The sequence below is a fragment of the Micromonospora sp. NPDC049274 genome (assembly GCF_040678875.1).
GTDB lineage: Bacteria > Actinomycetota > Actinomycetes > Mycobacteriales > Micromonosporaceae > Micromonospora.
In genome coordinates this window covers 1-14155 of sequence record NZ_JBFAQS010000008.1, presented here as the reverse complement: position 1 = coordinate 14155, position 14155 = coordinate 1, and the positions used below count along the sequence as shown (strand labels likewise).

Sequence of the window (14155 nt, the reverse complement as noted above, 5' to 3'; positions counted from 1 at the left end):
ATTGCGATCCCCGGACAGCGTGAGCGATGACAGGGCGGCACCGTGTCACCTAAGGCCGGCCCCCGTCGTACGACTGAACATGCCTGGCTGATTACGGCCCCCCTCGCCGGAGTCGCGCTGGCGGGCTTGTTGGTCCTTGCGCTGTCGGTGCCGATCCGCCTCAGAGACTGGCCGATTGCACTGGTGCTGCTGGTGGTGATGGTTGCCGCCGGTATCCCGACGCTCAACTTCGTGGTCCGCCGTCAGGCCGTCGTGGTGACTCTCACCGAGATTCCGCTCGTGCTTGCGCTGTACCGGTTGTCACCGCTGCTCGTCGTCGTCATCGCCACCGCAGCCGCGGTGTTCACCCAGATGCACCGAGGTTACGCAGCGCCGAAGTTCTGGTTCAACGTTGCTCGGGGGGCGGCTGGTGCCTCGGTGGCCGGCCTGGTGCTGGCCGTTGCGCCACCGCTGACCTCAGTAGGGCCGTCGACCTGGGGCGTGCTCTTCGCGGCCGTCACCGCCAACTCGCTCATCAGCCTGGTGGCTGTGGTCGGCGTGATCACTCTCCTGCAAGGCTGGCAGGGCACCCGCGAGACGATGGGCACCGCCGTCCAGGTGCTGTTGACCACGGCGCTGAACGTAGCCGTCGGGATGGTCATCCTCATCGCGCTGGTGACGACCCTCTGGTCGAGTCTGCTCCTGCTCGCGCTGGCGGTGGCCGGCGTGTTGCTCTACCGCTCCTACTCCCAGTTCCTCCGCCAGCACCGGACTCTGGGTGGCATGTACGAGCTGACGCGGGCCATGAGCGAGGCGGGCCATGAGGGCGGCCTGGCGGACGTGCTCCTCGGCCGGATCCGCTCTCTCATGCAGGCCGAGTACGCCACGTTGTGGCTTCCGGCACAGGGCCGGCACCCGGAGGTTCTGCTGAGCGCCCGCCTCGACGACCGGGGTCTCCTCGACGTCGCGCGTACCCCGCTGGCGATCCGGGAGAAGGCTCGCGAGTCGGGCCAGACGGTTGCCCTCGGCCGGGCCTTCGGCGGTAACCCCACGTTGCGTTCGGCGCTCGCTGACGCGAAGGTCAAGGACGTGATCGCGGTGCCGCTGCGATCGGGGCAGGCGGTCATCGGCACGCTGGAGGTGATCAACCGTCTCAGCGACGTCGGGCACTTCGCCCCCGCCGACATCCCCGTCTTCGAGACGGTGGCGGCGCACGCGGCGGTCGCGCTGGAGAATTCGCGGCTGGTCGACCGGCTGCGGCACGACGCGTACCACGACGCCCTGACCCGGCTGCCGAACCGGCGACGGATCAGCGGGGCGCTGGACGAGTCGGTCAAGATCCGGGCACCCGGCGAGGTGGTGGCTCTGCTGCTCTTCGACGTCGACGGGTTGCGCCAGGTCAACGAGTCTCTCGGCCACGCGGCGGGGGACAAGGTCCTCGCCGAGGTCGCGGACCGGCTGCGGGCGCGCGCGCCGTCATCGGCCCTGGTCGGCCGCGCCGGCGGGGACGAGTTCCTGGTGACGCTGCGGTTGGAGAGCGCCGACGCGGCGTTGGAGATGGCCGCCCAGTTACGTGAGCAGATCCGCGACGAGATGGTGTTCGACGCGCTCACCCTCGACGTGGACACCGCCGTCGGAGTGGCCGTGTATCCCGATCACGGCAGTGACGCGGCGACCCTGCTGCAACGGGTCGACCTGGCGGCCACGGCGGCCAAGTCGGTGCCGGGCAGCGTGCAGTTGTTCAACCCGGCTCTGGAGTCCCGGTCCCTGCGCCGGTTGGGTCTGGCCGGCGACCTGCGCCGCGCGCTGGACCAGGACGAGCTGGAGGTCTACTTCCAGCCCAAGGTGACCCTGGGGGACCGGCGTCTGGTCGGTGTCGAGTGCCTGGCCCGGTGGGAGCATCCGACCCACGGCACCGTCGCTCCCGAGGACTTCGTGGCGGTGGCCGCGCACACCGGCCAGTTGAGCAGGCTGACCGAGGTGGTGCTTCGCGAGGGGTTGCGGCGCAGCCGAGACTGGGCCCAGGCCGACCAGCCGCTGCCCATCGCGGTGAACCTCGCCGCCCGTTCGCTGACCGACCAGCACTTCCCGGACCGGGTGCAGGAGCTGTTGACCGAGTACGGGGTGCCGGCGCAGCGCCTCACCCTGGAGATCACCGAGTCGGGGGTCCTGGACGGCACGGACCGACCGATCCCGACGCTGCGCAGGCTCCGCGATCTCGGCGTCCGGCTGTCGGTGGACGACTTCGGCACCGGTGACTCCTCGCTCGCCCATCTGCGCCGCCTGCCGGTGCACGAGGTGAAGGTGGACCGGTCCTTCGTGCAGGGCATGGCGACCGATCCGGGGGACCTGGCGATCGTCAACGCGGTGGTGACGCTCTCCCAGCAGTTCGGTCTGGCCGTGGTCGCCGAGGGTGTGGAGAGCGAGCTGACCCTGGAGCTCCTTCAGGACATCGGGTGCGAGATCGGCCAGGGCTTCCTGTTCAGTCGGCCGCTGCCGTACGAGCGGTTGGCGGCCTGGTTCGGCGCTCAGGTCGACCCCGAAACGATCTCCGGCGCCGAGCTTCCGCGCCTGCGTGTCGTGCCCTGAGCTGGGTGTAGACGATCACCGGGGATCCGATTTCACCTGCCGACCCGGGCCGTGTACTCTTACTTCTGCGCGCCCCACGGGGAGATCGCGCAGGCCCCCTTAGCTCAGTCGGCAGAGCGTCTCCATGGTAAGGAGAAGGTCTACGGTTCGATTCCGTAAGGGGGCTCGAGGGTTCAGCTGGACCCACCGCGGCGGTGTAGCTCAGATGGCAGAGCAAGCGGCTCATAATCGCTGTGTCGCCGGTTCAAGTCCGGCCACCGCTACTCTCGTCTTCCGGGCTCGTTCCCGGTGGTCGTTGAGGTGGGCGCCACTGGCGCCCACTTTGCATGTCCGCGCAGTCAGCGTCTAGGCTGACGCGTCGTAGTTGTTTCCGTTAGCGAGGAAGGCACTCCGCCGTGGCGAAGGCTACCGATGTCCGGCCGAAGATCACTTTGGCGTGTGTGGAGTGCAAGGAGCGCAACTACATCACGCGCAAGAACCGCCGGAACGACCCCGACCGCATCGAGCTGAAGAAGTTCTGCCCGCGCGACGGCCGGCACACGGTTCACCGCGAGACCCGCTGATCTCTGACCGGCACACGCCGGTCATTGACGAAGCCTTTCCAATCGCCGATCTGACCGGCACGCTGCGGTTCCGCCGCAGCCTGCCGACAGGATCGGCGATTGTGCTTTCCGTGTAGGTTCGCGGCATGTCTCTGGACCCTTCCTTCGTCGGCCGGACGTATCCGCCGACCGCCCCCTACCAGGTGGGCCGAGAAAAGATCCGTGAGTTCGCCACGGCCATCGGGGCCACCGACGCGGCCCACCACGACCCGGTGGCGGCGCAGGCGCTGGGCCACCCGGACTTGGTCGCCCCGCCGACCTTCCCGGTGATCGTCACCATGGCGGCGAGCCGTCAGATCATCGAGGACCCGGCCCTGGGCGTGGACTACAGCCGGCTGGTGCACGGCGACCAGCGGTTCGCGTACACCCGGCCGGTGGTCGCGGGCGACGAGCTGGTCTGCACGAACACCATCGAGGACGTCAGCAACCGGGGCGGGCACGGCTTCCTGACCACCCGCACGGACGTGAGCACCGTCGACGGGGAACCGGTGGTCGCCGTCTGGGCCCGGTACGTCATTCGCGGGGAGGCCTGAGATGGAGCTGCCAGTCAAGACGTTCCGGGTGACCCGGGCGGACCTGGTCCGCTACGCCGGCGCCTCGGGTGACTTCAACCCGATCCACTGGAGCGACCGGGTCGCCACGAAGGTGGGGCTGCCCGGCGTGATCGCGCACGGCATGTTCACGATGGCCCTGGTCGGTCGGGCGGTCGCCGAGTGGGCCGGCAAGCCCGACGCGGTGGTCGAGTACGGCGTTCGCTTCACCCGACCGGTGGTGGTCCCCGACGACGACCAGGGGACCGAGATCGAGGTCACCGCGAAGGTTCGTGAGGTGACCGAGGACGGGTTGACCCGGCTCGATGTGACGGCGACGTGTCTGGGCGAGAAGATCCTCTCGCAGGCGCGGGCGACCATCCGCACAGGGCGCTGAACCGCCCCGGTGGCCGTCGGCGACGACACGCCCGACCAGGTCCGCCACGCGTGGCGGGGAGACCGGTTGGGAAAGTCGGGCGCCTACCCGTACACTGGTCCGCCGTGGGGCAAGTGACCCCTGCACGGTCGTCTGTGACCGCGTGGGGCGAGTGTTGCCGCACAGGGGTGTAGCTCAATTGGCAGAGCAGCGGTCTCCAAAACCGCAGGCTGCAGGTTCAAGTCCTGTCACCCCTGCGCCTCAGGCCTGACCGTTCCCGTGGGTCGCGCCGCCGACAAGGCGGCGTCCGGCCCGTGGTGGTGGCATCGGCGGGGTGGTTCCGAGGCATTCGGGGCCCCCGGTTGATCCACCGGCCGCGGCCCGTCGCGGGACGGTTTGGCCCGGCTGGCGTGACCAGCGCCGCGCACGCCGCCCGGCGTGCGACCCGAGATTCCGCGACGGAGGGCGAAGTGGCCGACAACAAGCGGCGCGGCGAGGACGCCGGCGACGATCGTCTGGACGACGAGGTCGTCGACGACGTAGCCGACGACGACGCCACCAGCGCGGACGAGCCGGTCTCCCGGGGAGGCACCGCGACGCGGTCCCGCGCCCGGGCGGAATCGGCGGACAGCCGGCCGACCACGAGGTCGGAAACCGGTCGGGTGGGCGTGTTCGGCCGCATCGCCCGGTTTTTCCGCGAGGTCGTTGCCGAACTGCGTAAGGTCATCTGGCCGACCCGCAAGGAGTTGCTGACGTACACCGCCGTGGTGGTCACGTTCGTCGCGGTGATGCTGACGATCGTGGGCGTGCTGGACTACGGCTTCGCCAAGGTCGTGTTGTTCGTCTTCGGCAACTCGGACTGACCGGCTGTCTCCAGCCGATAGTGACGGAAGTGAGCGAGCGTGCCTGAGTACGACGAGACCGCCGGACCGGTGGACGAGCAGTCCACGGTCGCGACGGCGGCTGGTGACGAGTCGGTTGAGGCCGCCAGCGAGCCGGAGTTCCCCACCACCGAGCCTGAGCCGGACGAGGAGTACGACCCGGTCGCCGAGCTGCGGCAGAAGCTGCGCTACGCACCGGGTGACTGGTACGTGGTGCACTCGTACGCCGGTTACGAGAACAAGGTGAAGACCAACCTCGAGACCCGGATCACGAGCCTCGACATGGAGGACTTCATCTACCAGGTCGAGGTGCCGACCCGGGAAGAGGTCGAGGTCAAGAACGGTAAGCGTTCCCAGATCCAGGCCAAGGTCTTCCCGGGCTACATCCTCGTCCGGATGGAGCTGACCGCCGAGTCCTACTCGTGTGTCCGCAACACCCCGGGTGTGACCGGCTTCGTGGGCGCGACCGACCGGGCCGACCGGCCCGCGCCGCTCTCCCTCGACGAGGTGCTGAAGTGGCTGGCGCCGGCCGTCGAGACCGAGCAGAAGAAGACCAAGCCGGAGATCAAGGTCCTCGACTTCGAGGTCGGCGACTCGGTCACCGTCACCGACGGCGCGTTCGCGTCGCTGCCGGCCACGATCAGCGAGATCAACGCCGACCAGCAGAAGCTCAAGGTGTTGGTGTCGATCTTCGGCCGGGAGACCCCGGTGGAGCTCAACTTCAACCAGGTCGCCAAGATCTGACCGGTCGTCGGCGGCGGGCCCGGCCCGCCGCCGACGTCGGCGTACGCCCTCCCTCTCGACCTCGGCGGACGAGTGGGCTGCGGCCTGCGCTACTCTTGAACGTCGCCGCTGTCGCACCGCGCTGACCGTGCGCGTCCCGAGGGCGGCGACGGCCGCATTTTCCCAGCTCCAAGCCCCAGGAAGTGACATGCCTCCGAAGAAGAAGCTCGTCAAGACGTTCACGCTTCAGCTGCCGGCGGGCCAGGCCACGCCGGCGCCGCCGGTCGGCCCCGCGCTCGGCCAGCACGGCGTGAACATCATGGAGTTCTGCAAGTCCTACAACGCGCAGACCGAGTCCCAGCGGGGCGACATCGTCCCCGCCGAGATCAGCGTGTTCGAGGACCGGTCGTTCAGCTTCGTGCTGAAGACCCCGCCCGCCGCTCGGCTGCTGATCAAGGCCGCCGGTGTGCAGAAGGGTTCGGGCGTCCCGCAGGCCGAGAAGGTCGGCTCGGTGAGCCGCGCCCAGCTGCGTGAGATCGCCGAGAAGAAGATGGCCGACCTCAACGCCAACGACCTGGCCCAGGCCGAGAAGATCATCGCCGGCACCGCCCGGTCGATGGGCATCACCGTCAGCGACTGACGTTCGGCCCTGCCGACGACCCGACCGTGGGAGGGCCCGCGCCGAGCGGCCCGCCAGAGACCACAGGAGTAACAAGCAATGCAGCGCAGCAAGAGCTACCGCAAGGCCGCCGACGTCATCGACCGGTCGAAGCTCTACACCCCCTCCGAGGCCGTGAAGCTGGCCAAGGAGACCACCAACGTCAAGTTCGACGCCACGGTCGAGGTCGCCATGCGCCTCGGCGTCGACCCCCGCAAGGCGGACCAGATGGTCCGCGGCACGGTCAACCTGCCGCACGGCACCGGTAAGACCGCCCGCGTGATCGTGTTCGCCAGCGGCGCGAAGGCCGAAGAGGCCGCCGCCGCGGGTGCGGACGAGGTGGGCACCGACGAGCTGGTCGCCCGCATCCAGGGTGGTTGGCTCGACTTCGACGCGGCGATCGCCACGCCGGACCAGATGGCCAAGATCGGCCGGATCGCGCGGATCCTGGGCCCGCGCGGTCTCATGCCGAACCCGAAGACCGGCACGGTGACCATGGACGTCACCAAGGCAGTGCAGGACATCAAGGGCGGCAAGATCACCTTCCGGGTGGACAAGCACTCCAACCTGCACCTGATCATCGGCAAGGCCTCCTTCACGGAGACCCAGCTGGTGGACAACTACGCGGCGGTGCTCGACGAGGTGCTGCGCGCCAAGCCGTCCGCGGCGAAGGGCAAGTACCTCCGCAAGGTCATCCTCACCACCACCATGGGCCCGGGCGTTCCGGTCGACCCGAACCTGGTGAAGAACCTCCGTGAGGACCAGGCCGAGGCCTGAGCCGACAGTTCGCTCGTACCGGGGCGCCGCCACGATCGTGGCGGCGCCCCGGCGCGTCTGTGGTGTGGGATGCTCGACCGCATGCGGCTGGAGAACGTCTGGTTGCGGTACCACAGGCGTGGTCCGTGGGTGCTGCGGGGCGTGAACGTGCAGATCGGTCCGGGTGAGGTCGCGGTCGTCCTGGGCCGCAACGGGGTGGGCAAGTCCACGCTGCTCCAGGCGGCCGCCGGGGTGCTGCGGCCGAGCCGGGGCCGCGTCGTCGACCGGCCGGCCCGGGTGGGCTGGGTGCCGGAGCGTTTTCCGGCCGATCAGCCCTTCACCGTTTCCCGCTATCTGACCGGCATGGCCCGCGTGGCCGGCTTGGGGCGGTCGGCCGCCGACGAGGCGGTGACGACCTGGACGCAGCGGCTCGGCCTGGGCGCGTTCAGTTCGGTGCGACTTCCGGAGTTGTCCAAGGGCACCGCGCAGAAGGTGGGTCTCGCCCAGGCCATGCTGCGACCGCCCGGCCTGCTGGTTCTCGACGAGCCGTGGGAGGGTCTCGACGCGGCGACCCGCGAGCTGGTCCCCGGGCTGATCGACGAGGTGCTGGCCGATGGCGGCACGGTCCTGGTGAGCGACCACCGCGGGGAGACGGTCCGGCTGCCGGCCGCGCGCCGCTGGGCGGTGGCCGCCGGCACGCTGACCGAGGAGACCGCGCCGACCGACGACGAGGCCGTCGCGGTGGTCGAGGTCGCGGTGCCGGCCGCGCGGGTCGCCAGCACCGTCGCCCGGTTGCGCGCCGAGGGCCACCAGATTCTTCGAGTACGCGCCGACGCCTCCAGCACCGCACCGCAGGCTCGCCCGGCGGCCCCGTCAATTCCGCCGGCTCCCGACCGGCCCGAGGGCGCGGACGCCGTCGAGCAGGCAGCGGGGGAGGCCCGATGAGCGCCCTGGTGCGGATGCGTCTGTCGGGTTTCCTGCGCACCGGTCGGGCGTTGGCGCCGTTGCTCGCGGGACTCGTCGTGCTCGGCACGCTCTACGGCGGCGGCCGGTCCCAGCCGGCGGAGGCGTACGGCGTCTCGGCCGTGGTGCTCTTCCCGGTGCTCGCCTGGCAGACCAAGATCCTGCTGGACATCGAGCCGGACGTGCAGCGCCGGCTCGCCCAGGTGACGGTCGGGGTGGCCCGGGAGCGCCTGGCCGGACTCCTGGCGGCGTGTGTGGCGGCGCTGGTCGCGGTGGCGGTCGCGCTTGTCTTCCCGTGGTTGGTGGGCGGGGTCACCGGCCCGGTCGAGCCGGGGGACAGGTCGGTGCCCATCGGCATCGCGCTGGGGCTGTGGGCGCACCTGCTCGCCGTACCGGCGGCGGTCGCCCTCGGCGCGCTGGCCAGCCGGGCGTCGGTGGGCGGTGCCGCGTACGGCGTGGCGGTGCTGGCCCTCGGCGGTGTCGGCGCGGTGGCTCTCGGCTTGCGGGGTTCGGTGGCCCCCTGGCTGGTGCCGCCGATCATGGCCACCGCCCGGACGACAGCGGGTGACGCTGCCGCGCTGACAGTGCTCGGGCTCACGCTCTGGGCGTTGGCGTGGAGCGCCGCGGCGGTCGGCGGCTACCTGTGGCGCCGGCGGGCCCAGGGCTGACTGTGACTCGGCTCACCAGGGCCGATTTGGTGCTGGTCACGCGGCCGCGTACTCTTCAACAGTCATCCGTGTTTCCATGGATGAGGAACCACCCAGAGACCGCTGGTCACCGTGCTCCGGCACGGTCGAAGGTCCCGCGACAACGGGCGACCCGCGTAGGGCGGCAAGCGTAACTCGGCAGTGAACATGGTCCGCCGACTGTGTTGATCCGCCGGCCCTCGCCCCGTGCGCCCTGCGCCGGGGTTTTTTCGTTGTCGCGTCGCCTCCGCCCCCGCTCCGGCTTCGGCCGCATCGGGGACCAGCCTCGAGTAACGAGAGAGGAGGGACATGGCGGACAAGCCGATCCGGGCCGACAAGGCCACGGCCGTCGCTGAGCTGACCGAGAGCTTCCGCAACGCGGGCGCCACCGTGCTGACCGAGTACCGCGGTCTGACGGTTTCCCAGCTCACCCAGCTGCGGCGCTCGCTCGGCGCCGAGACCAGCTACACGGTCGCGAAGAACACGCTGGCTAAGCGTGCCGCGACGGACGCGGGCATCAACGGCCTCGACGAGCTGTTCACCGGTCCTACCGCGCTGACTTTCGTTTCGGGCGACGTCGTCGAGGCGGCGAAGGGGCTTCGCGACTTCGCGAAGGCCAACCCGAAGCTCGTCATCAAGGGCGGCGTCTTCGAGGGCCGGGCCATTTCCGCGGCCGAGGTCACGAAGCTCGCCGACCTGGAGTCCCGCGAGGTGCTGCTGGCCAAGCTGGCCGGCGCGATGAAGGGCAACCTGAGCAAGGCCGCGGCCCTGTTCCAGGCTCCGCTCTCCAAGGCCGCCCGCGCGGCGGCCGCCCTGGCGGACAAGAAGCGCGAGCAGGAGGGCGCCGAGGCGGCCTGAGGCCGCGCGGCGCACCCACGTTCATAGACAACCTTTAGAAAGGACGCCAGATATGGCGAAGCTCAGCACCGACGAGCTGCTCGACGCGTTCAAGGAGATGACGCTGATCGAGCTCTCCGAGTTCGTGAAGCAGTTCGAGGACACCTTCGAGGTCACCGCCGCCGCTCCGGTCGCGGTTGCCGCTGCCGGCGGTGGCGCCGGTGGCGCTGCCGCCCCGGCCGAGGAGGAGAAGGACGAGTTCGACGTCGTCCTCGAGGCTGACGGTGGCAAGAAGATCCAGGTCATCAAGGTCGTGCGTGAGCTGACCGGCCTGGGCCTCAAGGAGGCCAAGGACGCGGTCGAGTCCGCGCCGAAGGCCATCCTGGAGAAGGTCAACAAGGAGACCGCCGAGAAGGCGAAGGCCAAGCTCGAGGGTGAGGGCGCCAAGGTCACCCTCAAGTGACCTGACGCTTCACCTGCGCGTATCCCCGGCTCGGTGAGCTGGGACACGATCGCGTCGCGGCGGGCGGTGATCCGACACGGATCACTGCCCGCCGTGTTTCGTGGATCGGGCGACAACCGTCCTGAGCTGGGCGTCGTTGGTCGATGCCTGCCCACCGGACGAGCGGCCCCGGTCGCCCTCAGGTGGGAAAGAACCGACGACCCGGATACCGGCCCTTGACGCGGCCCCGGGCTGCCAGGCACGCTGAACACCAGCAAGACACCGCGCTTGCGACGGCCACGACGTGGGTAATGACAGCGGCGGCACCATCAGCCGCGGCAACCCGAGCGGCCCAGTGGGGACGTTGCGTTCTGAGCGGCCCGGCAGACCCCGGTTCACGGGGGCCGAGGCGCGTTCCGCGAACGACCTGCGGGGTGGGCTGGACAGCGGTTAGCCTCTCGGCTACACTGCTAGTTTGCGCTGCCTTCCGACTTGACCCCTGCTCGGAAATGTCCGTTTACGGATATTTCTGGTGGGGTCATTGGAGTGCACGCGTACCAGCCGTTCTGCAGCACCGGTCCTCGGAAGGACGCATCTTGGCAGCTTCCCGCCCTGCGAAGACCAGTCGTACGTCGAGCGCATTCGCTCCCCGCCGAGTTTCATTCGGCAGGATCACCGAACACCTCGAGGTCCCCAACCTCCTTGCCATCCAGAACGAGTCCTTCGACTGGCTCGTCGGCAACGAGGCTTGGCAGGGCCGGTCGGCGGACGACCCGCACGCACGCTCGGGTCTCGCGGAGATCCTTGAAGAGATCAGTCCCATTGAGGACTTCTCCGGCACCATGTCACTCTCCTTCTCGGCGCCGCGCTTCGACGAGGTCAAGGCCTCGATCGAGGAGTGCAAGGAGAAGGACCTGACCTACTGCGCTCCGCTCTTCGTGACCGCGGAGTTCACCAACAACACCACTGGCGAGATCAAGAGCCAGACGGTGTTCATGGGTGACTTCCCGATGATGACGCCCAAGGGCACCTTCGTCATCAACGGCACCGAGCGCGTCGTGGTCAGCCAGCTCGTCCGGTCCCCGGGCGTGTACTTCGACAAGCAGCCGGACAAGACCTCCGACCGCGACCTCTCCAGCGTCAAGGTCATCCCGAGTCGGGGTGCCTGGCTGGAGTTTGACATCGACAAGCGCGACACGGTCGGCGTTCGCATCGACCGCAAGCGTCGGCAGGCCGTCACGGTCCTGCTCAAGGCCATCGGATGGTCGGCCGAGCGGATTCGTGAGAAGTTCGGCTGGTCCGAGCTGATGATGACCACGCTCGAGAAGGACCACATCGCCGGCGCCGACGAGGCTCTGCTCGACATCTACCGCAAGCTGCGCCCTGGCGAGCCGCCGACGCGCGAGAACGCCCAGACCCTGCTCGACAACCTCTTCTTCAACCCGAAGAGGTACGACGTCGCCAAGGTCGGGCGCTACAAGTTCAACAAGAAGCTCGAAGTCGACGTGCCGATCACCACCGGCACGCTGACCGAGGACGACATCGTCGCCACCGTGGAGTACCTGTGCCGGCTGCACGCCGGTGAGGACGGCTACGAGGCCGACGACATCGACCACTTCGGCAACCGTCGCCTGCGCACCGTGGGTGAGCTGATCCAGAACCAGGTTCGGGTCGGCCTCTCCCGCATGGAGCGGGTCGTCCGCGAGCGGATGACCACGCAGGACGTCGAGGCGATCACCCCGCAGACCCTGATCAACATCCGCCCGGTGGTGGCGGCGATCAAGGAGTTCTTCGGGACGTCGCAGCTGTCCCAGTTCATGGACCAGACCAACCCGCTGGCGGGCCTGACCCACCGGCGTCGGCTGAGCGCGCTCGGCCCGGGTGGTCTGTCCCGGGAGCGGGCCGGCTTCGAGGTCCGCGACGTGCACCCGTCCCACTACGGCCGGATGTGCCCGATCGAGACGCCGGAAGGCCCGAACATCGGCCTGATCGGCGCGCTGTCCACCTTCGCCCGGGTCAACCCGTTCGGCTTCATCGAGACGCCGTACCGGAAGGTCGTCGAGGGTCGGGTCACCGACCAGATCGACTACCTGACCGCGGACGAGGAGGACCGGTTCGTCAAGGCCCAGGCCAACGCGCGACTGAAGGCGGACGGCACGTTCGCCGAGGAGCGGGTGCTCTGCCGTCGTAAGGGCGGCGAGACCGAGGACGTCGTCCCCGGTGCCGTCGACTACATGGACGTCTCGCCCCGGCAGATGACCTCGGTCGCGACCGCCATGATTCCGTTCCTCGAGCACGACGACGCCAACCGGGCACTGATGGGCGCGAACATGCAGCGCCAGGCGGTGCCGCTGGTCAAGGCCGAGGCGCCGCTCGTGGGTACGGGCATGGAGTACCGGGCCGCGGTCGACGCCGGCGACGTGGTGGTCGCCGAGGTCGGCGGTGTGATCGAGGATCTCTGCGCCGACTACGTCACCATCCACCAGGATGACGGCCACCGCCGGACGTACCTGCTGCACAAGTTCCGCCGCTCCAACGCCGGCTCCTGCGTCAACCAGAAGCCTGTGGTCTTCGAGGGCGACCGCGTCGAGGCCGGTCAGGTCATCGCCGACGGTCCCTGCACCGACGAGGGCGAGATGGCGCTCGGACGCAACCTGCTGGTGGCGTTCATGTGCTGGGAGGGCCACAACTACGAGGACGCGATCATCCTGTCGCAGCGCCTCGTGCAGCAGGACGTGCTCACCTCGATCCACATCGAGGAGCACGAGGTCGACGCCCGGGACACCAAGCTCGGTCCGGAGGAGATCACCCGCGACATCCCGAACGTCAGCGAGGAAATGCTCGCTGACCTCGACGAGCGCGGCATCATCCGGATCGGCGCCGAGGTCGTCCCCGGTGACATCCTGGTCGGCAAGGTCACGCCCAAGGGCGAGACCGAGCTGACCCCGGAGGAGCGGCTGCTCCGCGCGATCTTCGGTGAGAAGGCGCGTGAGGTTCGGGACACCTCGCTGAAGGTGCCGCACGGCGAGACCGGCACGGTCATCGGTGTGCGTACGTTCTCCCGCGAGGACGGCGACGAGTTGCCGCCGGGCGTCAACGAGCTGGTCCGGGTCTACGTCGCCCAGAAGCGCAAGATCCAGGACGGCGACAAGCTCGCCGGTCGGCACGGCAACAAGGGCGTCATCTCGAAGATCCTCCCGATCGAGGACATGCCGTTCCTGGAGGACGGCACCCCGGTCGACATCGTGCTCAACCCGCTCGGTGTGCCGAGCCGGATGAACATCGGCCAGGTTCTGGAGACCCACCTCGGTTGGGTCGCCAAGACCGGGTGGAAGGTCGAGGGTGACGACTCCGACTGGAAGCGCCAGCTCCGCTCGATCGACGCCCACGAGTCCGAGGGTGACACCAACGTGGCCACGCCGGTCTTCGACGGTGCCCGCGAGGAGGAGATCTCCGGTCTGCTCGAGTCGACCCTGCCCAACCGGGACGGCAAGCAGCTGATCGGGCGTACCGGCAAGGCGCAGCTGTTCGACGGTCGTTCCGGTGAGCCTCTGCCGGACCCGATCGCGGTCGGCTACGTCTACATCCTGAAGCTCAACCACCTGGTCGACGACAAGATCCACGCTCGATCGACCGGCCCGTACTCGATGATCACGCAGCAGCCGCTGGGTGGTAAGGCGCAGTTCGGTGGTCAGCGTTTCGGTGAGATGGAGTGCTGGGCGATGCAGGCGTACGGCGCTGCCTACGCCCTGCAGGAGCTGCTCACGATCAAGTCCGACGACGTGCTCGGCCGCGTGAAGGTCTACGAGGCCATCGTCAAGGGCGAGAACATCCCGGAGCCGGGCATCCCGGAGTCGTTCAAGGTGCTGCTCAAGGAGCTGCAGTCGCTGTGCCTCAACGTTGAGGTGCTCTCCAGCGACGGTGTGGCCCTGGAAATGCGCGAGACCGACGACGAGGTGTTCCGGGCCGCCGAGGAGCTGGGCATCGACCTGTCCCGGCGCGAGCCGAGCTCGGTCGAAGAGGTCTGAGGTGAGCGGTCGGGGGGGGGGGGGGGGGGGGCCCCCCCCCCCCCCCCCCAAGCAAGGGACAACACCACACAATGGGCAGCCGGGGGGGGCAGCGAGAAGAAGAAA

Annotated in this window: 13 protein-coding genes and 3 tRNA genes; all 16 read left to right on the top strand. The window is 69.0% G+C overall.

Translation table 11 applies throughout. From position 1 onward, the window contains the following. The first annotated feature begins 42 nt into the window (after window positions 1-42). The 16 genes from AB0K10_RS16750 to AB0K10_RS16675 all read left to right on the top strand — a co-directional run bounded on the left by AB0K10_RS16750 (window position 43) and on the right by AB0K10_RS16675 (window position 14050). Window positions 43-2568: a bifunctional diguanylate cyclase/phosphodiesterase gene (locus AB0K10_RS16750; RefSeq protein ID WP_363684286.1), complete on the top strand. Its 2526-nt coding sequence runs from the start codon at window positions 43-45 to the stop codon at window positions 2566-2568. A gap of 93 nt (window positions 2569-2661) precedes the next feature. After that, window positions 2662-2734: transfer RNA gene (locus AB0K10_RS16745), tRNA-Thr, on the top strand. 24 nt (window positions 2735-2758) lie between these two features. Next, window positions 2759-2831: transfer RNA gene (locus AB0K10_RS16740), tRNA-Met, on the top strand. 132 nt (window positions 2832-2963) lie between these two features. Next, window positions 2964-3131, top strand: a complete 168-nt coding sequence (gene rpmG / locus AB0K10_RS16735) for a 50S ribosomal protein L33 (protein WP_007073056.1) — start codon at window positions 2964-2966, stop codon at window positions 3129-3131. 125 nt (window positions 3132-3256) lie between these two features. After that, window positions 3257-3703, top strand: coding sequence for a MaoC family dehydratase N-terminal domain-containing protein (locus tag AB0K10_RS16730; RefSeq protein WP_363684284.1), 447 nt, complete (start codon window positions 3257-3259; stop codon window positions 3701-3703). A 1-nt stretch (window position 3704) separates the two neighbouring features. Then, a complete protein-coding gene (locus AB0K10_RS16725) occupies window positions 3705-4097 on the top strand; it encodes a MaoC family dehydratase (protein WP_363684282.1) in 393 nt (130 codons plus the stop codon). Window positions 4098-4260: 163 nt separating this feature from the next. Continuing rightward, window positions 4261-4333, top strand: a tRNA-Trp gene (locus AB0K10_RS16720). A 213-nt stretch (window positions 4334-4546) separates the two neighbouring features. Then, window positions 4547-4939, top strand: a complete 393-nt coding sequence (gene secE / locus AB0K10_RS16715; protein WP_007465334.1) for a preprotein translocase subunit SecE — start codon at window positions 4547-4549, stop codon at window positions 4937-4939. 39 nt (window positions 4940-4978) lie between these two features. Next, window positions 4979-5701 carry a transcription termination/antitermination protein NusG gene (gene nusG / locus AB0K10_RS16710; protein WP_363684279.1) on the top strand — a complete coding sequence of 241 codons (723 nt, stop codon included), beginning with the start codon at window positions 4979-4981 and terminating at the stop codon, window positions 5699-5701. 187 nt (window positions 5702-5888) lie between these two features. Beyond that, window positions 5889-6320, top strand: a complete 432-nt coding sequence (gene rplK / locus AB0K10_RS16705) for a 50S ribosomal protein L11 (protein ID WP_363684277.1) — start codon at window positions 5889-5891, stop codon at window positions 6318-6320. 78 nt (window positions 6321-6398) lie between these two features. After that, window positions 6399-7115, top strand: coding sequence for a 50S ribosomal protein L1 (rplA, locus tag AB0K10_RS16700; RefSeq protein WP_363684275.1), 717 nt, complete (start codon window positions 6399-6401; stop codon window positions 7113-7115). A 69-nt stretch (window positions 7116-7184) separates the two neighbouring features. Beyond that, a complete protein-coding gene (locus tag AB0K10_RS16695) occupies window positions 7185-8039 on the top strand; it encodes an ATP-binding cassette domain-containing protein (RefSeq protein ID WP_363684273.1) in 855 nt (284 codons plus the stop codon). Then, the gene (locus AB0K10_RS16690) at window positions 8036-8725 is read left to right on the top strand and encodes a hypothetical protein (RefSeq protein WP_363684271.1); all 690 of its coding nucleotides are present in this window, start codon (window positions 8036-8038) and stop codon (window positions 8723-8725) included. The genes AB0K10_RS16695 and AB0K10_RS16690 overlap by 4 nt, the downstream gene beginning before the upstream one ends. 327 nt (window positions 8726-9052) lie before the next feature. Beyond that, on the top strand, window positions 9053-9601 hold the full coding sequence (gene rplJ, locus AB0K10_RS16685; protein WP_007465325.1) for a 50S ribosomal protein L10: 549 nt from the start codon (window positions 9053-9055) through the stop codon (window positions 9599-9601). A 52-nt stretch (window positions 9602-9653) separates the two neighbouring features. Next, window positions 9654-10043, top strand: coding sequence for a 50S ribosomal protein L7/L12 (gene rplL / locus AB0K10_RS16680; RefSeq protein ID WP_266246348.1), 390 nt, complete (start codon window positions 9654-9656; stop codon window positions 10041-10043). Window positions 10044-10618: 575 nt separating this feature from the next. Next, on the top strand, window positions 10619-14050 hold the full coding sequence (locus AB0K10_RS16675) for a DNA-directed RNA polymerase subunit beta (protein ID WP_363684268.1): 3432 nt from the start codon (window positions 10619-10621) through the stop codon (window positions 14048-14050). Window positions 14051-14155: the final 105 nt, after the last annotated feature.